17 protein-coding genes are annotated in these 16,951 nt (G+C 68.1%); 10 read left to right on the forward strand and 7 right to left on the reverse strand.

Going from position 1 to position 16,951, the window contains the following annotated elements; genetic code table 11:
- Window positions 1-10: 10 nt before the first annotated feature.
- Complete coding sequence (locus tag ACN9MV_RS08070; RefSeq protein ID WP_093075633.1) at window positions 11-703, reverse strand: GntR family transcriptional regulator; 693 nt, start codon at window positions 701-703, stop codon at window positions 11-13.
- Window positions 704-840: 137 nt separating this feature from the next.
- Between ACN9MV_RS08070 and ACN9MV_RS08075 the strand changes: the two genes are divergently transcribed.
- The 5 genes from ACN9MV_RS08075 to ACN9MV_RS08095 are packed head-to-tail and all read left to right on the forward strand — an operon-like array spanning window position 841 to window position 5,619.
- Window positions 841-2,031, forward strand: coding sequence for a CaiB/BaiF CoA transferase family protein (locus ACN9MV_RS08075; protein WP_093049311.1), 1,191 nt, complete (start codon window positions 841-843; stop codon window positions 2,029-2,031).
- A gap of 10 nt (window positions 2,032-2,041) precedes the next feature.
- The gene (locus tag ACN9MV_RS08080) at window positions 2,042-2,851 is read left to right on the forward strand and encodes an enoyl-CoA hydratase (RefSeq protein ID WP_426391791.1); all 810 of its coding nucleotides are present in this window, start codon (window positions 2,042-2,044) and stop codon (window positions 2,849-2,851) included.
- A gap of 23 nt (window positions 2,852-2,874) precedes the next feature.
- Entirely contained in the window at window positions 2,875-3,861 is a 987-nt protein-coding gene (locus ACN9MV_RS08085; RefSeq protein WP_426391792.1) for a zinc-binding dehydrogenase, read from the forward strand.
- 51 nt (window positions 3,862-3,912) lie between these two features.
- Window positions 3,913-4,884: a Bug family tripartite tricarboxylate transporter substrate binding protein gene (locus ACN9MV_RS08090; protein ID WP_426391793.1), complete on the forward strand. Its 972-nt coding sequence runs from the start codon at window positions 3,913-3,915 to the stop codon at window positions 4,882-4,884.
- 57 nt (window positions 4,885-4,941) lie between these two features.
- Window positions 4,942-5,619 (forward strand): GntR family transcriptional regulator, encoded by a 678-nt coding sequence (locus ACN9MV_RS08095; protein ID WP_093075625.1) that lies wholly within the window; start codon window positions 4,942-4,944, stop codon window positions 5,617-5,619.
- A gap of 18 nt (window positions 5,620-5,637) precedes the next feature.
- On the opposite strand, the gene ACN9MV_RS08100 is transcribed toward ACN9MV_RS08095, so the two are convergent.
- A complete protein-coding gene (locus tag ACN9MV_RS08100) occupies window positions 5,638-7,116 on the reverse strand; it encodes a rhomboid family intramembrane serine protease (RefSeq protein WP_093172214.1) in 1,479 nt (492 codons plus the stop codon).
- Between the two features lie 25 nt (window positions 7,117-7,141).
- Complete coding sequence (gene argH / locus ACN9MV_RS08105) at window positions 7,142-8,539, reverse strand: argininosuccinate lyase (protein WP_093172212.1); 1,398 nt, start codon at window positions 8,537-8,539, stop codon at window positions 7,142-7,144.
- 56 nt (window positions 8,540-8,595) lie between these two features.
- Between argH and ACN9MV_RS08110 the strand changes: the two genes are divergently transcribed.
- The 3 genes from ACN9MV_RS08110 to ACN9MV_RS08120 are packed head-to-tail and all read left to right on the forward strand — an operon-like array spanning window position 8,596 to window position 11,701.
- A complete protein-coding gene (locus tag ACN9MV_RS08110; protein ID WP_101952319.1) occupies window positions 8,596-9,669 on the forward strand; it encodes a sensor histidine kinase in 1,074 nt (357 codons plus the stop codon).
- Complete coding sequence (locus ACN9MV_RS08115) at window positions 9,666-10,412, forward strand: LytR/AlgR family response regulator transcription factor (protein ID WP_093049334.1); 747 nt, start codon at window positions 9,666-9,668, stop codon at window positions 10,410-10,412. Before ACN9MV_RS08110 ends, ACN9MV_RS08115 begins: the two co-directional genes overlap by 4 nt.
- Window positions 10,409-11,701, forward strand: coding sequence for an AI-2E family transporter (locus tag ACN9MV_RS08120; RefSeq protein ID WP_426391794.1), 1,293 nt, complete (start codon window positions 10,409-10,411; stop codon window positions 11,699-11,701). The genes ACN9MV_RS08115 and ACN9MV_RS08120 overlap by 4 nt, the downstream gene beginning before the upstream one ends.
- A 237-nt stretch (window positions 11,702-11,938) precedes the next feature.
- Here the strand turns inward: ACN9MV_RS08120 and ACN9MV_RS08125 are convergent, their stop codons facing one another.
- On the reverse strand, window positions 11,939-12,415 hold the full coding sequence (locus ACN9MV_RS08125) for a winged helix-turn-helix transcriptional regulator (RefSeq protein ID WP_093172210.1): 477 nt from the start codon (window positions 12,413-12,415) through the stop codon (window positions 11,939-11,941).
- 99 nt (window positions 12,416-12,514) lie between these two features.
- Here ACN9MV_RS08125 and ACN9MV_RS08130 point away from each other — a divergent pair, with 99 nt between their 5' ends.
- Window positions 12,515-12,910 (forward strand): tautomerase family protein, encoded by a 396-nt coding sequence (locus tag ACN9MV_RS08130; protein ID WP_426391795.1) that lies wholly within the window; start codon window positions 12,515-12,517, stop codon window positions 12,908-12,910.
- Here ACN9MV_RS08130 and ACN9MV_RS08135 read toward each other — a convergent pair.
- Together ACN9MV_RS08135 and ACN9MV_RS08140 are read right to left on the reverse strand one after the other, a co-directional pair.
- Complete coding sequence (locus ACN9MV_RS08135) at window positions 12,904-14,160, reverse strand: MFS transporter (protein WP_426391796.1); 1,257 nt, start codon at window positions 14,158-14,160, stop codon at window positions 12,904-12,906. The genes ACN9MV_RS08130 and ACN9MV_RS08135 overlap by 7 nt on opposite strands.
- On the reverse strand, window positions 14,147-14,671 hold the full coding sequence (locus tag ACN9MV_RS08140) for a GNAT family N-acetyltransferase (RefSeq protein WP_426391797.1): 525 nt from the start codon (window positions 14,669-14,671) through the stop codon (window positions 14,147-14,149). Before ACN9MV_RS08140 ends, ACN9MV_RS08135 begins: the two co-directional genes overlap by 14 nt.
- A 48-nt stretch (window positions 14,672-14,719) precedes the next feature.
- Here ACN9MV_RS08140 and ACN9MV_RS08145 point away from each other — a divergent pair, with 48 nt between their 5' ends.
- The gene (locus ACN9MV_RS08145; protein ID WP_426391798.1) at window positions 14,720-15,646 is read left to right on the forward strand and encodes a LysR family transcriptional regulator; all 927 of its coding nucleotides are present in this window, start codon (window positions 14,720-14,722) and stop codon (window positions 15,644-15,646) included.
- A 15-nt stretch (window positions 15,647-15,661) separates the two neighbouring features.
- On the opposite strand, the gene ACN9MV_RS08150 is transcribed toward ACN9MV_RS08145, so the two are convergent.
- On the reverse strand, window positions 15,662-16,912 hold the full coding sequence (locus tag ACN9MV_RS08150) for an MFS transporter (RefSeq protein ID WP_426391799.1): 1,251 nt from the start codon (window positions 16,910-16,912) through the stop codon (window positions 15,662-15,664).
- Window positions 16,913-16,951: the final 39 nt, after the last annotated feature.

The raw sequence follows: 16,951 nt of genomic DNA on the forward strand, positions 1-16,951 counted from the left end.
CGCCGCGCGTTCAGTGGCGACGGCTCTGCAGGCGGTCGTAGGCGTCGCTCACGTGGCGCGCCATGAGGTCTTCGCAGCGGGCGATGTCGCCCTTGCGCAGCGCGCGGGCAATGCGCGTGTGCTCGGCGATCGACGCGCGCATGCCCATGTCCTGCGAGAGGTTCTTCAGGCGCGACAGGTGCAGCTTCTGCACGATCGTCCGGTAGGTCTGGGCCAGCGCGTGGTTGCCCGCCGCCTCGACGATGGCCCAGTGGAAGGCGAGGTTCTCGCGGTAGTAGCGCTGCACGTCGTGGGCGGCAAAGGCCGCGTTCATGGCGGCGATGGAGGCGTCGAGCACATCGGCCAGCGCGATGCGTTCCGGCTCGGCCAGCCGCGCCGCGCGGCGCCCGGCAAAGCCGTCGAGCAGGCCGCGCATCTCGTAGAGGTCGTGCACTTCGTCGCTGGTCGGCTCGCGCACGAAGACGCCGGCGTGCTTGCGCGCGACCACGAGTCCGGTGCTTTCTAGTTCGCGCAGGGCCTCGCGCACCGGCACCCGCGAAACGCCGAGCCGGGCGGCAACGTCGGGCTCGTTGATGCGCTGGCCGGTCTTCAATTCGCCCCGCAGGATCATCGCCAGCATGTCGTCTCGCACCAGCTTTGCGAGCGGGGTGTCGCGCACGGTCGAGAGGTGATCGGAGGCCTGTTCGGCGAGCCAGGGCAGCATGCGGAGATCCTTTGTTTGCCGGAATATCGTATACGATTGCCGCATTTAATGTCCACTGTTTATATAAAAGTGTTGACACTTTTGGTTGTCGATGAAAACAATCTGGCCCGTTCAAGGTCCTTCTTCATCGAGCCCGCATGCCCCATCTGCCTGCCTCTTCCGCCCTGCAACGCTTTCGCGTCATCGACCTGACCCAGGTGCGCGCCGGGCCCACGGCCTGCAGGCAGCTCGCCGACTGGGGCGCCGACGTGATCCAGGTGCAGATGCCCGAGCACATGCGCGGCGACGACACGCTTGGCGGGCAGGACGGCTCCGACTACCAGTACACCCACCGCAACAAGCGCTCGATCACGCTCAACCTGAAGGAAGAAGAGGGCGTCGCCACCCTGAAGCGCCTGATCGCCAGTGCCGACGTGGTGGTCGAGAACTTCAGGCCCGACGTGAAGTTCCGCCTGGGCATCGACTACGAAACGCTCTCGGCCGACAACCCGGGCCTGGTCTACGCCAGCATCTCGGGCTTCGGCCAGAGCGGCCCGCTTGCCAAGCGCCCCGGCTTCGACCAGATCGCGCAGGGCATGGGCGGCCTGATGTCGGTGACCGGCCTGCCGGGCGACGGCCCGGTGCGCGTCGGCATCCCGATTGCCGACCTTTGCGCGGGCATCTTCGCGGCGCAGGGCATCCTCGTCGCGCTGCTGGAGCGCGAAGCATCGGGCCGCGGCCAGTGGCTGCACACCTCGCTGCTGGAGGCGATGGTCTACATGATGGATTTCCAGACCTCGCGCTACCTGATCGACGGCGAAGTCGGCACGCAGGCGGGCAACTTCCACCCGACCAGCATCCCGACCGGCGTCTACAAGGCACGCGACGGCTACCTCAACATCGCCGTCTTCGGCTCGAAGATCTGGGAGCGCTTCTGCCAGATCCTCGGCGCGCCGGAATGGATCGAAGACCCGCGCTATCACGACAAGGCCTCGCGCTCCGTCAACCGCGACACGCTCAACGCCGAGATCAACCACCGGCTGGCCGCGCAGGACCGCAGCCACTGGATCGAGCAGTTCAATGCCGGCGGCGTGGCCTGCGGCCTCATCAGCGACATGCGCGAAGTGTTCGAGGAGCCGCAGATCCGGCACCTCGGCATGGTCAAGGACGTGGTCTCGGCGCGCCTCGGCCCGCAGCGGCTGGTCGGCCAGCCGATGCAGCTCGAACGCACGCCCAGCACCATCGCCCGCGCAGCGCCGCGGCGAGGTGAACACACGGAAGAAGTCCTCGGCGAACTGGGCCTCGGCCCGGACGAGCTTGCCCGAATGAAGGCGACCGGAGTCTATTGAAGAGAAGAGCATGACCAACCCCACCTACGCATCCAGCACTGAACGCGTGCAGACCTGGCTCGACGCCAGCACGCTGCACATCCGCTTCAACAACCCCGCGCGGCACAACGCGCTGTCGGTCGACATGTGGGAGGCTGTGCCGCAGCTGCTGCGCGTGGCGCAGGACGACGACCGTGTGCGCCTGGTCGTCTTCTCGGGCGCGGGCGAGAAGGCCTTCGTCTCGGGCGCCGACATCTCGCAGTTCGAGGACATGCGCGCGGCGCGCGAGGCCGTGGCCCGCTACGAGGCCATGGCCGAAGACGCGCTGATGAGCATCCACGACTTTCCCAAGCCCACGCTCGCCTGCATCCGCGGCTACTGCATCGGCGGCGGCGTGAACGTGGCGATCAGCTGCGACATCCGCATCGCGGCGCAGGACGCGGTGTTCTCCATTCCGGCGGCGCGCCTCGGCCTGGGCTACCGCTACTCGGCGATGAAGAACCTGGTCGACCTGATCGGCCCCGGCGCAGCGAAAGACCTGTTCTTCACGGCCCGCCGCATCGACGCAGCCGAAGCCAGGTCGCTCGGCCTGGTAACGCGCGTGAGCGCGCCGGACGCACTGGACAAGCTGCTCGCCGAATACACCGGCGCGATGGCGGAGAACGCGCCGCTCACCATTGCGGCGGGCAAGGCGATCACGCGCGAGATCCTCAAGCCCTCGCCGGAACTTGACCTGGCGCTGTGCAATTCGCTGATTCGCGGCTGCTTCGAAAGCGCCGACTACACCGAAGGCCGCACCGCCTTCATGCAGAAGCGCAAGCCGGTCTTCACCGGACGCTGAGAAGAAGCAAGGAGACAAACACCATGCAGTCGTACAGGATGCAGATGAGCGACGAGGCCACGGTCCTCGAAATACGCGACACGGCCGTGCCGCAGCCGGGAGCGAACCAGCTGCTGGTGCGCATGCGGGCCGCGTCGCTCAACCGCGGTGAGTTCGTGTCGGGCCATGGCCTGCACGGCCAGGCCGGGGGCTGGAAGGCGATCGGCGGGGAGGGGGCCGGCGAGGTCGTTGCCGTGGGTGCGGAGGTCACGCGCTTTCGCGCGGGCGACCGGGTGATGGGCCGCTGCGCAGGGGCTTTTGCCGAATACGCGCTGATGGAAGACATCGAGGCGATGGCCATGCCGTCCAGCCTGTCGTGGGAAGAGGCCGCCAGCGTCGCGCTGACCTTCCTGGTGTCGTACGACATGCTCGTGCTGCAAGGCCGGCTGCGCGCGGGCGACTGGGTGCTGATCAACGGCGTGTCTTCCGGCGTGGGCGTGGCTTCGCTTCAACTTGCCAAGGCGCTCGGCGCCAAGGTGATCGGCACCTCGGGCTCGGCCGACAAGCTGGCGCTGCTGCAAAGCCTGGGGCTCGATGTCGCGATCTGCACGCGCACACCCGACTTCGCGGCCGCCGTGCTGGAGGTGACGCAGGACCACGGCGCCGACATCGTCATCAACACCGTCGGCGGCACGGTGTTCGCGGAAAACATCCGCGCCATGGCCTTCGAAGGCCGGCTCGCCACCGTCGGCTATGTCGACGGCGTGGTGAAGGCCGAGCTCGACCTGGCGGCCCTGCATGCGAAGCGGCTGGCCGTGTTCGGCGTGTCCAACAAGCTGCGCAGCAAGGCGCAGCGCGCAGCGGCGCTGCCCGCCTTCGTGGCCGACGTGCTGCCGCACATTGCCGCGGGGCGGATCAAGCCGCACGTCGACCGCGTCTTCGACTTCGCCAGGCTGCAGGAAGCGAAGGACCGGATGGAAGCCGGCGGCCATGTCGGAAAGATCGTGCTGCGAATGCCGCCCGCGGGCTGATCGATCCGTCCCGAAGCGCGCGACGAAAAACACAATGAAGGAGACAAGCGCATGAACACCAGAAACCTCGTCATGACCCTCGGGCTGTGCGCCTTCGCGAGTACCGGCTGGGCGCAACCGGCGGACTACCCGAGCAAGCCGGTGCGCCTCGTGATCGGCTTCGCCCCGGGCGGCGCGGCCGACTATGTGGCCCGCGCGATGGGCGATGCCTTCGCCAGGGCGCTCGGGCAGCCGGTGGTGATCGACAACAAGCCCGGCAACGGCTCGAGCATTGCCGCGGAAATCGTGGCCAAGGCACCGCCCGACGGCTACACGCTGCTGATCGCAAGCCCGAGCAGCATCTCGGTGAACCCGGCGCTCAACCCCAGGCTGGCCTACTCGGCGCGCGACCTCGCGCCCGTTACCAAGATCACCACCTCGCCGCTGGTGCTGGCCGTCAACCCCGCGACCGGCATCCGCTCGGTGGCCGACCTTGTCGCGGCGGCGAAGAAGGACCCGGGCAAGCTCAACTACTCGACTTCTGGCAACGGCTCGGCGCCGCACCTGGGCGCGGCGCTGTTCGGCCAGATCACCGGTGCCGAGATGACGCACATTCCCTACCGGGGCGGCAGCCTGGCGATCCAGTCGGTGATGGCGGGCGACACGCAGCTGACCTTCGGCACCTCGCCCTCGGTGCTGCCCATGGCCAGCGGCGGCAAGCTGCTCGCGCTGGCCGTCAGCACGCGCGAGCGCTCGCCGCTGGTGCCCGGGCTGCCGGGCATGAAGGAGGCGGGCCTGCCCGACTACCACCTCGAGTTCTGGTACGGCATGTTCGTGCCCGCCGGCACGCCGCCGGCCGTGGTGAAGAAGATCTACGACGCGACCGTCACCGCGATGCAGCAGCCTTCGGTCAAGGCCTCGCTGGCGCGAGACGGCACCGAGGTGTCGGTCTCCGCGTCGCCCGAGGCGTTCGGCAGCTTCCTGGCGGAGGACGGCAAGTTCTGGGTGAAGCTGGTGAAGAGCGCGAACGTCAAGGTCGACTAGCCGCCGGCCGGGGCGAGGCTGGGCGGAGCGCTGTTGGTCTGAAGTTAGGATTGCCGCATGCCTCCGCCATCTTCCAGCACCCGTGGTTCCGCACTGTCGGATGCCATCGTCAATGAACTCAAGCAGTTGATCTACACCGGGGAGTTCAAGCCGGGGGAGCGGCTCAACGAGGCGGCGCTGGCACTGCGCATGGGCACCAGCCGCGGACCGATCCGCGAGGCCATCAAGGTGCTGGCGGGGCTGGGCATCGTCAATGCGGTAACCAACCGCGGCGTGTACGTGCGGCAGCTTTCGCTGCGCGAGATGCTGGAGATCTACGAGATGCGCGCACTGGTGTTCGGCTATGCCGCCGACCGCGCCTGCGAGCACCTCACCGAAGAGCACAAGAAGCAGTTCGAGTCGTTGCTGTCTGCGATGGACGCCGCCTGCGACGCGGAAGACGGCACGCTCTACTACGAGCTGAACCTGCAGTTCCACGCGCTGATCCTCACGCTGTCGAACAACCGTCGCGCCCATCAGGCCTACGACGATTACGTGAAGGAGCTGCACCTGGTGCGGCGCAAGTACTTCAACGCACCGGGCAACATGCGCCGCTCGAACATCGAGCACCGCGCGATCTTCGAGGCGATCGTGGCGTCGAACCGCGCGCGTGCGCGCTCTGCCGCCGAACGCCATGTGCTGGCTGGCCGGGCGCGGCTGCTGTCGAATTTCGAAGAGCCGATGCCGGGCGGCTGACGCCCGCTCAGGCGCTTGTCAGGCGCGCTGCAGGGCGCGCGTCACCATGTCGTTCGGCGCCAGCCGCAGCAGGTGCGGCAACAGGCCCAATGCCTTTTCGCGTTCACCGGCATGCAGCAACCCGTTCGCACACACGGAGAGCGTGTCGGCCAGCTGCGGATGGTCGGGCGCGGTCTTCAGCAGGATGCGGCACAGCATGTCGGCATCGCCGAACTCGCGGATGCGGGCGAAGCGGCGCGCGAGCCGGGCCATGTCGTCGGGCTTCAGGCGCAGGCCAGGCTTGGCCTGGTCGAGGTAGGTCTTGTAGCTGGCGTGTTGCAGCGCAATCGTTTCGGGGTCGGTGCCGGGCAGGCGGAAGATGCGGCGCGCGGCCTGGTGGAAGTCGTCGCTCGCGGGCTGCAGCCGCGCGGTGTTGAACCAGGCGCGCAGCGTGTCGGCGTCGTTGGGGCGCAGGGCGGCGGCGGCGCGCCACTCGGCGCAGGCGGGCTCGAACTTCATTGCGGCGGCCAGCCGGCGTGCGGCTGCCACGTGCGCATCGAAGTGGTCGTCGTCGTTCGTCATTTCCGACTTGACGGTTTCGGGCGTTTTCACGCGGCCCAGCAGCATGGCGCCGGTCATCAGCGCAGCGCCGGTCAGCAGGCCGCCCAGGTGGGCCATGTAGGCGATGCCCTGGCCGCCCAGCCAGTGCTGCATCAGCTCGTTGACGATCCAGGCCGGCAGCAGCAGCAAGGCCGGTGCGGTGACGTAGTTGAAATAGAAGAACAGCTGGTAGAAGAAGCGGATGCGCCGCAGCCGGTACATCACCGCGTACATGCCCATCAGCGCCGAGATGGCGCCCGAGGCGCCGAGCCCGTAGCCCTCCTTGCCGGCATAGGCCCAGCCGGCCAGCAGGGAGGAGCCGACGGCGCCCAGCAGATAGAACGTCAGGTAGGTGCCGCGCCCCAGCGCCAGCTCGACCGAGAAGCCGAAGAGGAAGAGGAACAGCATGTTGCCCAGCAGGTGGCCGGTGCTGCCGTGCAGGAAGGCGGCGGTGATCCAGGTCCAGGGCTTGAACTCGGCGTCCTTGTTGTAGTCCTGCGACCAGCGCTCGGTGAAGGGCGCCGGCAGCATCGCCTCGTACTGCTGGCGGTCGCGCTTCCATTCGCCGTACTGCGGGTTCGTGGGCTTGATGACCTCGTCAGCCCGCAGCTTTGCCAGGAACTTCTTGTCGTTCTGCAGGCCTTCCAGCAGCTGCGGATAGGCCTCTTCGTGCGGCAGCATGCGCCGGGCCAGCTTGCCGCGCTTGGGGTCGGTTTTTTCCAGCCATTCGACGAAGGGCGGCAGCTCCAGTTCGGGCAGCACGCTCTTCGTGTAGTAGTTGGCGGCACGCTCGCGCGTGTTCTCTTCACTGCGCTGCGGCCCCCAGAACACGAGCATGTTCAGGAGGATCAGCAGCACCGTCATCCACGGTGGGTTGCGCCAGCTCGGTTTGTTCTCGAGCGGGATGGCGTAGAACACGGTGCGGCCGCCGGTGTTGCCGCGCTCAGCCGAGGCGGGCGCGGTGGCGCGCCACTTGCGCCTTCACCTGCGCCGGGGCGGTGCCGCCCAGGATGTTGCGTGCGTTCAGCGAGCCGCGCAGGCTCAGCACGTCGTACACGTCCTTCTCGATGCCCGGGTTGAACTGCTGCAGCACGGCCAGCGGCAGCTCGGCCAGGTCGACCTTGTGCGAGGTGGCGGCCTTGACGGCATGCGCCACCGTTTCGTGCGCGTCGCGGAAGGGCAGGCCCTTCTTCACCAGGTAGTCGGCCAGGTCGGTGGCGGTGGCATAGCCGCGCAGCGCGGCCATTTCCATGGCCTCGGGCTTCACGGTGATGCCGCCGATCATCTCGGCAAAGATGCGCAGGGTGTCCTTGAGCGTGTCGACGGTGTCGAACAGCGGCTCCTTGTCTTCCTGGTTGTCCTTGTTGTAGGCCAGCGGCTGGCCCTTCATGAGCGTGATGAGCGCCATCAGGTGGCCGACCACGCGGCCGGTCTTGCCGCGCGCCAGCTCGGGCACGTCGGGGTTCTTCTTCTGCGGCATGATCGACGAGCCCGTGGTGAAGCGGTCGGCGATCTGGATGAAGCTGAAGTTCTGGCTCATCCACAGGATGAGTTCTTCGCTCATGCGGCTGATGTGCACCATGCACAGGCTGGCGGCAGCGGTGAATTCGATGGCGAAGTCGCGGTCGCTCACGGCGTCCAGGCTGTTCTGGCACACGCCGTCCATGCCCAGCGTCTTGGCGACCAGTTCGCGGTCCAGCGGGTAGCTGGTGCCGGCCAGCGCGGCGGCGCCCAGCGGCAGGCGGTTGACGCGCCTGCGCACCTCGCCCATGCGTTCCGCATCGCGGCTGAACATCTCGACATACGCCAGCATGTGGTGGCCGAAGCTCACCGGCTGCGCCACCTGCAGGTGGGTGAAGCCCGGCAGGATCACGTCGACGTTCTTCTCGGCGATGTCGACCAGCGCCTTCTGCAGCTCGACCAGCAGGTCGCCGATCAGGTCGATTTCGCCGCGCAGCCACAGGCGCACGTCGGTGGCGACCTGGTCGTTGCGGCTGCGGCCGGTGTGCAGGCGCTTGCCGGCGTCGCCGACCAGCTGGGTCAGGCGGGCCTCGATGTTCAGGTGCACGTCTTCGAGGTCGAGCTTCCACTCGAAGGCGCCGGATTCGATTTCGGCGCGAATCTGCGTCATCCCGCGTTCAATGGCGGCGTGGTCCTGCACGCCGATGATCCCCTGTGCGGCCAGCATGCCGGCATGGGCCAGCGAGCCCTGGATGTCGGCCTGCCACAGGCGCTTGTCGAAGAAGACGCTGGAGGTGTAGCGCTTCACCAGGTCGCTCATCGGTTCGGAGAAAAGGGCCGACCAGGCTTCGGATTTCTTGTCGAATTGGTTTTGGGTCATGGGAGCCGTCCAGGAGGCAATAATGGGTTGGTCACCCGATGGATCTGATGTCTGCGATGCGCAACCCGGCGATTTTATCGGCCAGCTCTACCCCCACGCCCCCGTCATCGTCGGAAAGGGCTCGCACGCCGTTGCGCGGCGACCCATCGATCTTCGACGCCTGCCAGATCGGGGTGGTGCTGCGCACCGTGGTGTTCGTCGAGGCGGTGGTGGCCATCGCCACCCTGTTCGTGGCCTCCACGCCCGGCGAATGGCTGGTGCAGACGGCCACCGTCACTGGCGGGGCCCTGCCAGCCACCCTGATGTGGCTGGTGAGCGCCTGCGGGCTGAAGAAGCCGCTGCGGCGCCTGCCGAAGCAGGGGCAGTACGCGGCCGGTGCGGTGCTCGGTGCGGTGTCGGCGCTGTATGGCTGTGGCCTGCTGCGGCTGACGGGTGTTCTTGCCAGTGCGCCGTGGCTGGCCAGTGCGTTGACCGGAGCCCTGTTCGCGGGGCTGGTGATGGCCGCGATGGTGCTGCGCGCCCGGGGCCAGACGCCGGCGGCGACCACCGCGCGGCTCGAAGAACTGCAATCGCGCATCCGCCCCCACTTTCTGTTCAACACGCTCAACAGCGCCATCGCGCTGGTGCGCGAAGAGCCGGCCAAGGCCGAGACCATGCTCGAAGACCTGGCCGAGCTGTTCCGCCAGGCGCTGGCCGACCCGGGCGAATCGTGCACGCTGGCCGACGAGATCGCGCTGGCCGAGCGCTACCTGGCCATCGAGCAGGTGCGCTTCGGCGACCGCCTGCGCATCCGCTGGGACCTGGACGCCGCCGCCAGCAACGCGCGCCTGCCGCCCCTGCTGCTTCAGCCGCTGGTCGAGAACGCCATCAAGCACGGCGTGGAGCCCAGCCCCGAGGGCGCCAGGCTGCGCATCCGCACCGAGCGGCGCGGTTCCATGGTGGTGATCGAGGTGGTCAACAGCCTGCCGCCGCTGCGCTGGGCCGACGAGCCGCTGCCGCGCGGCCACGGCATTGCGCTGGCCAACGTGCGCGACCGCCTGCGGCTGCTGCACGACATGCAGATGCAGTTCAGCGCCGGCATGGACCAGAAAAGCTACCGGGTGCGCATAGCGATCCCCGCCGAATCATGACCCTCAAGACACTCATAGTTGACGACGAAGCCCTGGCGCGATCGCGCCTTCGCACGCTGCTGCGCGACTGCACATCGCCCGCCGCCGAAGTGGTGGCCGAGGCTTCGCAGGGTGCCGAGGCGCTGCAGCACCTGACGACGATGGCACTCGACCTGGTGCTGCTCGACGTACACATGCCCGGCGTCGACGGCATCGAGGTGGCGCGCGCGCTGCGCAGCCGCTCCGATGCGCCGGCCGTGGTGTTCGTGACCGCGCACGCGACCCACGCGGTGACGGCCTTCGACCTCGATGCGGTCGACTACCTCACCAAGCCCGTGCGCGCCGAGCGCTTGCAGCAGGCACTGCAGAAGGCAGAACGCTTCCTGAAGGAGCGCCGCGCGCTGCAGGCCGAGGCCGTGCCCGAGACGGTGCTGATCCAGGACCGCGGCCGAGCCGAGCGCGTGCCGCTGTCTGAAGTGCTCTACCTCAAGTCCGAATACAAGTACCTCACCGTGCGCACCGCCACGCGCAGCCACATCCTCGACGGCTCGCTCAACGAGTTCGAGGAGCGCTATCCGAACCGCTTCCTGCGCGTGCACCGCAATGCGCTGGTGGCGCGCTCGGCGATTCGCGCGCTGGAGAAATACGACGACGGCGAGGATGCCGAGGGCTGGGCCCTGCGCCTCGACGCCATTCCAGAACCCGTGGCCGTGTCGCGTCGCCAGCTTGCCGCGGTGCGCGAAGTGCTCAAGGAAGCGCGATGAGCGACGACAAGCCCGCGGCTGCCGAGGCGCCACCGCCGCCTGAGCCAAAGCCGGAACCGGCTGCCGAGCCACCGCAGGCCGCAGCGGTCGAGCCCGCACCTGCGCCCGAGGCGCAAGAGCCCGAACCGGTCACCGAGCCCGAACCGGAGCCGCCCGAACCGGAGCCGCCCGCACCCGCGCGCGACCGCCTGCTGCTGCACATGCCCGTCGACGTGCGCAGCGCCTCACTGGTGGTGCTCGCCGTGCTGGCCAGCGTGTTCGCGCTGCAGTGGGGCCAGGCCGTGTTCATTCCGCTGATGCTGAGCCTGCTGCTGACCTACGCGCTCTCGCCGCTGGTGGACCTGCTCCATCGCTGGAAGCTGCCGCGCTGGATTGGCGCGGCGCTGATCCTCGTGGGGCTGTTCGGCGGGCTGGGCTGGACCGGCTATTCGCTGTCGGGCAGCGCCTCGCAGCTGCTCGATTCGCTGCCGGTGGCCGCGCAGAAGCTCGGCCAGGCCATGCGCCGCGACAAGGGCGCCAGCGCCACGCCGCTCGAAAGCGTGCAGCAGGCCGCCGCGCAGCTCGAGAAAGCCGCCGAAGAAAACTCCGCCCGCGTTGCAGCGCGCAAGGGCGTGGCGCGCGTGGTCATCGAACGGCCGGGCTTCAACGTGCGCGACTACCTGCTGAGCGGCACCGTCGGGCTGCTGAGTGCGATGGGGCAGCTCACGCTGGTGGCTTTCCTCACTTACTTCGCGCTTTGCTCGGGCGACACCTTCCGCCGCAAGCTCATCAAGATCACCGGGTCGAGCCTGCAGAAGAAGAAGGTCACGGTGCACGTGCTGGACGACATCACCCGCAACATCGAGCGCTACCTGCTGGTGCAGATACTGGTGAGCGGGGTGGTGGGCGTGGCGACCGGGCTGGCGTTCTGGGCCCTCGGCGTGGAGAACGCGGCGGTGTGGGGAATCATCGCGGCAGTGACCAACCTCATTCCCTACATCGGCTCGGTGATCGTGCTGGCGGCCGCGGGGCTGGTGGCCTTCCTGCAGTTCAACAGCCTGCAGATGGGCATCGTGGTGGGCGGCGTGTCGCTGGCGATCCACACGATCATCGGCAACCTGCTGATGCCCTGGCTCACCAGCCGCACCAGCCGCATGAACCCGGTGGCAGTGTTCGTGGGCGTGATCTTCTGGGGCTGGCTCTGGGGCATCTGGGGCCTGCTGCTGGGCATTCCGATCACGATGGTGATCAAGTCGATCTGCGACCGGGTGGAAGACCTGCAGCCGATCGGGGAGCTGCTGGGGGAGTAGGCCTGGCCCAGCAGGGCCTTCAACTCGCCAGCCGCAGCCGTGAGGATCTCCCGCGAAAGCGCCTCGTCGTTGACCGCACGCGACAGCGACACTGCACCCACCAGCGAAGACAGCGCCGAGAATCGGGCGACCGGCTGCAGTGGGTGGGGAGCGTGAACGGTACCGGGACCGTCTACGAGAGCGATCCCGGCGTCGACTTCGGCACGCGGCTGCAGCTGTGGCTGCTTTTCCCGTTCATCAGCGAGAGCCTGCTTTAGTCGCTGTTGTTGCCGGCAGTTTCTTCACGAAGGTGAGGTCCGGGTCCAGCGGCTTTCCATCGCGCGTGCGCAGATCGATCTTCGGCACCGGCTTGCCGCTGTCGCGCTCGAGCAGCACCGAATGGCGCTCGCCCTTGGCATACAGATGCGCTTCGCCCCAGTGCCGCAGGCCCACCACCACGGGGAACAGGCCCTTGCCCTTGGCCGTCAGCACGTACTCCTGGTAGAGCGATCCATCGGAGGCGGGCACGAGGTCGAGCACGCCTTCCTGCACCAGATTTTTCAGCCGGTCCGACAGGATGTTCTTCGCGACACCCAGGCTCTGCTGGAACTCGCCGAAGCGCTTCATGCCGTCGAACGCATCGCGGATGACAAGCAGCGACCACTGGTCGCCGACGATCTCGAGCGCGCGTGCCATCGGGCATGCGTCGGTTTTGAGGCTTCTTCTTCGGGCCATGGCTTTTCTTCCTGCGTTGGGCGCGAGTTTAGACCGCAATGGCCATTCGGTTGCAGAGTAAAACCGCAATGGCTAGGATCAGCCTGGAGGAATCCCCACATGCCCTATCTCCAACTCGATGTGAACGGCCGCCACCCCGTGGCCGACAAGAAACGCCTCGCCAAGAAACTCAGCGAAACCTACGCGCAGATGATGAGCGTCGACATCCGCCGCATCAGCATCGCAATCCGCGAAGTGGGCGAGGGCGGTGTGTGGCGCCTGGTGGATGGCGAGCCCGCCGAGGTGTCGGTGCTCATGTGCGACATCCGGCGCGGCCGATCGGCCGAACTGCGGCTCGAAGTGGCCAAGGCGCTGTGCCGCGACTGCATCGAGATCCTGGGCCTGCGCGAAGACCGGCTCAATGTCGAGTTCACCCAGCATTCGGGCGACGAGATGTACCACCCGACGCTCGGCGGCTACAGCCCCGAGTGGTCCGAGGGCGAAGAAGCTCAGTGAGCAGCAGCCGCGTGCGCACGATGCAGCCGTGAGAAGCGCGCGATCATCAGCGGCCCCAGCAGCGCGCCCAGCCCGACCGAACTCCACGCCGCCACCCAGCCGTGCGTGCTGCCCAGGCCGAAGCGCGTCTGCCCCCAGTCCAGCGCGAGGCCGAACACCCACGGACTGAGCGCACCCGCGCCGAAGCCCATCACCGAACGCACCGAGTACGCCACGCCCAGCCGGTGCGGCGCCACCACGTCGGCCAGCGCGGTCGAGTAGACCGACGAATCCGCAATGGCGAGCAAGTTGTAAATGGCGGCGGCCGCAGCCAGAAGCCACAGCGGCCAGCTCCACATCCAGCCGAAGGCGAAGGACATGCACAGGCTTGCGACGGTGGCGATCATCATCACCCGCGCGCGGCCAAGCCGGTCGGAGGCTGCGCCGCCTGCGACGCTGCCGAACACGCTGACGAGGTGCGCCAGCGCGGCAAGCGCGATGCCCGCGCCTTGCCACGATGTCGCCGTGCCCGACGATGCCACCAGATAGGCCGGCAGCCACGCCCACAGCGCCATGAGCTCCCAGCAATGGAAGGCGTAGGCCCAGTTGCCCGCCATCGCGGGCTTGTCGCGCACCGTGGCGGCCAGCGCGTGCCAGGTGCCTTCGCGGACCGCGCCAGGCACGGGCGCCGAAGGCGGCCGCATGCGGCGCAGCGCCTGCAGCGTCAGCAATGCGCCCGCCACGGTGCAGCCCGCCGCAACCAGCAGGCCCAGCCGCCAGTACTGCAGATGGCTGAATGCCGCCACCACCGCAAGCGAGAGCGCATAGCCCATCGACGACGAACCGATGAAAAGGCCCATCGCACGCCCACGTACGGCGGGCTCGGTGTTGCGCGCCAGCAGCTGCAGGCCCGGCGTGTACGAAGCGCCCGCGCACAGCCCGGCCAGGCCATAGAGCAGCATCGCCGAGAGATGGCCGCGCGCGAAGATGGCGAAGGCCAGTGCCGCCATCGCGCTGATGGCGCTGCCGGCGAAGAAGATGCGGTGCGGCCCGTAGCGGTCGGCCAGCAGGCCCACGGCGAACAGCGAGCTCATGTAGCCCACGTGCCAGGCGCTCTGGATCGAGCCGGCCTGCGCGGCCGTCATGTGCCAGTCGGCCATCATGAACGGCAGCACGCCGGAATAGGCGGTGACGATCATCGCCTGCAGCAGCCGGCTCGTGCACAGCAGTGCCAGCCAGCCGCGCTGCGGGGCGGGCTCAGCGCAATGCACGTTGCAGGAGCACGGTGTCGACCCACTGCCCGAACTTGAAGCCGATGTCGCGCAGCACGCCGACCTGCTCGAAGCCCAGGCTTTCGTGCAGCCGCAGTGAGCCCGTGTTGGCGCTGTTGCCCACGCACGCCACCATCTGCGTGAAGCCGCCGTCGGTGCAGCGCCGGATCACTTCGCGCAGCAGCGCCTTGCCGATGCCATGGCCGTGCATGCCTTGCGCGACGTAGATCGAGTCTTCCACCGTGTGCCGGTATGCGGAGCGGGCGCGGTAGGCGGTGGCGTAGGCATAGCCGGCGACCTCGCCGTCCTTCAGCGCGACGAGGTAGGGAAGGCCGCGCTGGAGCACATCGGCGCGGCGCGCCTGCATCTGGTCGACGGTGGGTACTTCTTCCTCGAAGGAGCACAGGTCGTGCAGCACGTAGTGGCTGTAGATGGCCTGCACGGCGGCCATGTGATGCGGCTCGGCGTCGAGGATTTCAACGGTGGCAGAAGTGAGGCATGGAGATGACATGGCCCGATCTTGACGATCCACAATTGATAAGTGAAGCTTCTCTGAGCTATGCAAGGCATAAGAAATACTTTGGATAAATCACTGAACCTAGATCAGCTCAAGTCCTTCGGGCTGGTGATTGAAACGGGCAGCTTCTCGGCAGCGGCCGACCGGCTCGGCATCTCGCAGCCGGCCGTGAGCCTGCAGATTCGCCAGCTGGAGCGCCACTTGGCGGTGCGCCTCGTCGAGCGCGTCGGCAAGCGCGCGAAGGCCACGCCCGCGGGCATGGAGCTGCTGCGCCACGCGCAACACATCGAGACTGCGGTCGAGAACGCCGTCGATGCATTGGCCGACCATGCCAGCGGCATCGCGGGCCGCGTGCGGCTGGGCACTGGCGCGACGGCCTGCCTGCATTTCCTGCCGGCCGTGCTGCGTGGCCTGCGCGAGCAGTTTCCGGAGCTGGGCGTGGTGGTCAGCACCGGCAACACCGAAGACCAGGCGCGCAAGGTGGAAGAGAACAGCCTCGACCTAGCGCTGGTCACGTTGCCGGCGGCCGGGCGTTCGTTGACGGTGATGCCGGTGCTCGACGACGAGTTCGTCGCCATCGGCCGGGCAGACCTCGCGCCGCTGAAGGCGAGGGTGGCGCCGAGCGATCTGGGCGCGCTGCCGCTGGTGCTGTTCGAGCCCGCTGCCAACACGCGCAAGCTGGTCGACCGCTGGTTCGCCACCGGTGGCCTGCAGCCGCAGCCCGTAATGGAGCTGGGCAGCGTCGAGGCGATGAAGGAGATGGTGGCCGCGGGCTTGGGCTATGCCATCGTGCCCGGCATGTCGATGGTGGGCCGCGGCGCTCACCCCGAGCTGAAGACCAGCCGCCTGAATCCACGCATGCACCGAACGCTGGCCGTGGTGATCCGGCGGGACAAGCCCGTCAACAAGGCCTTGCGCGTGGTGCTCGACGCGATCGTGGCGGCCGGAACGAAGCCCGGCCGCCGCTGAAGGGGCAGTGCCGCGCTATTCCGGAACCGCAGTCAGCGAAGCACCACCGCGTGCCCGGCCCAGCGTGCCGACGATGAGCGCAGCGATCAGCACCAGCACGCCGCTGAGCACCATCGCGCTGGAGATGCCGAAGCTGTCGACCGTCACGCCGCCGATCAGCGCGCCGGAGGCAATCGCCACCTGGAAGCCGCTCACCAGCAGGGCCTGGCCGGCTTCGGGTGCGTCGGGCACCGCTTCCATCATCCAGCCCGTGAGCGCCACGGGGATCAGGCCGAAGGCCACGCCCCAGATCACGACCACCACCGCGCCGGGCACGAAGCCGGAGCCGATCACCGTCGTCAGCAGCAGGGCGGTGGCGAGCATCAACGCCGCCAGCAGGGTGGTGCCGCGCACGCTGCGCGCCACCAGGCTGCCGCCGACGAAGGTGCCGACGAAGCCCACCGCGCCATAGACCAGCAGCAGCGTCGAGACCGAGTTGGGCGCCAGGCCGAACACCTGTTGCAGCAGCGGCTTCAGGTAGGTGTAGGCCGCGAAGTGGCCGGCGATGAAGAACAGCACCGCGAGCAGGCCGACTTGCGCCATGCGGCGCGTGAGCGGCGTCAGCAGGTCGCGTGCGCCGATGGCGCGCACCGGCGGAATCGCGGGCAGCAGCCACAGCTGCACCAGCAGCACGACGGCCGCCAGTGCACCGGTCACCGCGAACGAGGCGCGCCAGCCGAACAGCGTGCCGAGGAACGAACCTGCCGGCACCCCGAGCACCGTGGCGGCCGACACACCGGCCAGCACCAGCGACATGGCGCGTGCCTGCGAGGCATGCGGCACCAGCTGCGTGGCGGCGGCGGGCGCAAAAGTCCAGAAGCCGCCGACGCACAGGCCGAGCAGCAGGCGCGCCACCAGCATCGTGCCGAAGTTGGGCGCGAAGGCGGCGAGCAGGTTCGAGGCGATCAGCAGCGTGGTGAGCGCGATCAGCACGGTGCGGCGGTCGAGCTTGCCCGACGCCACGATCAACGCCGGGCCGGCGAACGCGGCCAGCACGCCGGGCATGGTGACCATCAGGCCGGCCGTGCCGTCGGACACGTTGAGCCCGCGCGCAATGTCGGTCAGCAGGCCGATGGGCATGAACTCGGTCGAGACCATCGCGAAGGTGCCGACGGCGATGGAGCTGACGGCGAGCCATGCGGAGCGGGACGCAGGCACCGGTGCGGAGACCGGCGCCGGTGCAGCGAGGTCGTCGATGCACGGGTTGCTGCTTGGGGAATTCATCATGGGAAGCGGTCCTTGGAAGCATCGGCGACGCGTGGGCCA

The organism is Variovorax sp. R-27, assembly GCF_049913215.1.
GTDB lineage: Bacteria > Pseudomonadota > Gammaproteobacteria > Burkholderiales > Burkholderiaceae_C > Variovorax.

Excerpts from the sequence above, each read along its gene's own strand:
- ACN9MV_RS08070 (WP_093075633.1), bottom strand. The coding sequence starts at position 703 with ATGCTGCCCTGGCTCGCCGAACAGGCCTCCGATCACCTCTCGACCGTG.
- ACN9MV_RS08075 (WP_093049311.1), top strand. The coding sequence starts at position 841 with ATGCCCCATCTGCCTGCCTCTTCCGCCCTGCAACGCTTTCGCGTCATC.
- ACN9MV_RS08080 (WP_426391791.1), top strand. The coding sequence starts at position 2,042 with ATGACCAACCCCACCTACGCATCCAGCACTGAACGCGTGCAGACCTGG.
- ACN9MV_RS08085 (WP_426391792.1), top strand. The coding sequence starts at position 2,875 with ATGCAGTCGTACAGGATGCAGATGAGCGACGAGGCCACGGTCCTCGAA.
- ACN9MV_RS08090 (WP_426391793.1), top strand. The coding sequence starts at position 3,913 with ATGAACACCAGAAACCTCGTCATGACCCTCGGGCTGTGCGCCTTCGCG.
- ACN9MV_RS08095 (WP_093075625.1), top strand. The coding sequence starts at position 4,942 with ATGCCTCCGCCATCTTCCAGCACCCGTGGTTCCGCACTGTCGGATGCC.
- argH (WP_093172212.1), bottom strand. The coding sequence starts at position 8,539 with ATGACCCAAAACCAATTCGACAAGAAATCCGAAGCCTGGTCGGCCCTT.
- ACN9MV_RS08110 (WP_101952319.1), top strand. The coding sequence starts at position 8,596 with ATGCGCAACCCGGCGATTTTATCGGCCAGCTCTACCCCCACGCCCCCG.
- ACN9MV_RS08115 (WP_093049334.1), top strand. The coding sequence starts at position 9,666 with ATGACCCTCAAGACACTCATAGTTGACGACGAAGCCCTGGCGCGATCG.
- ACN9MV_RS08120 (WP_426391794.1), top strand. The coding sequence starts at position 10,409 with ATGAGCGACGACAAGCCCGCGGCTGCCGAGGCGCCACCGCCGCCTGAG.
- ACN9MV_RS08125 (WP_093172210.1), bottom strand. The coding sequence starts at position 12,415 with ATGGCCCGAAGAAGAAGCCTCAAAACCGACGCATGCCCGATGGCACGC.
- ACN9MV_RS08130 (WP_426391795.1), top strand. The coding sequence starts at position 12,515 with ATGCCCTATCTCCAACTCGATGTGAACGGCCGCCACCCCGTGGCCGAC.
- ACN9MV_RS08140 (WP_426391797.1), bottom strand. The coding sequence starts at position 14,671 with ATGTCATCTCCATGCCTCACTTCTGCCACCGTTGAAATCCTCGACGCC.
- ACN9MV_RS08145 (WP_426391798.1), top strand. The coding sequence starts at position 14,720 with ATGCAAGGCATAAGAAATACTTTGGATAAATCACTGAACCTAGATCAG.
- ACN9MV_RS08150 (WP_426391799.1), bottom strand. The coding sequence starts at position 16,912 with ATGATGAATTCCCCAAGCAGCAACCCGTGCATCGACGACCTCGCTGCA.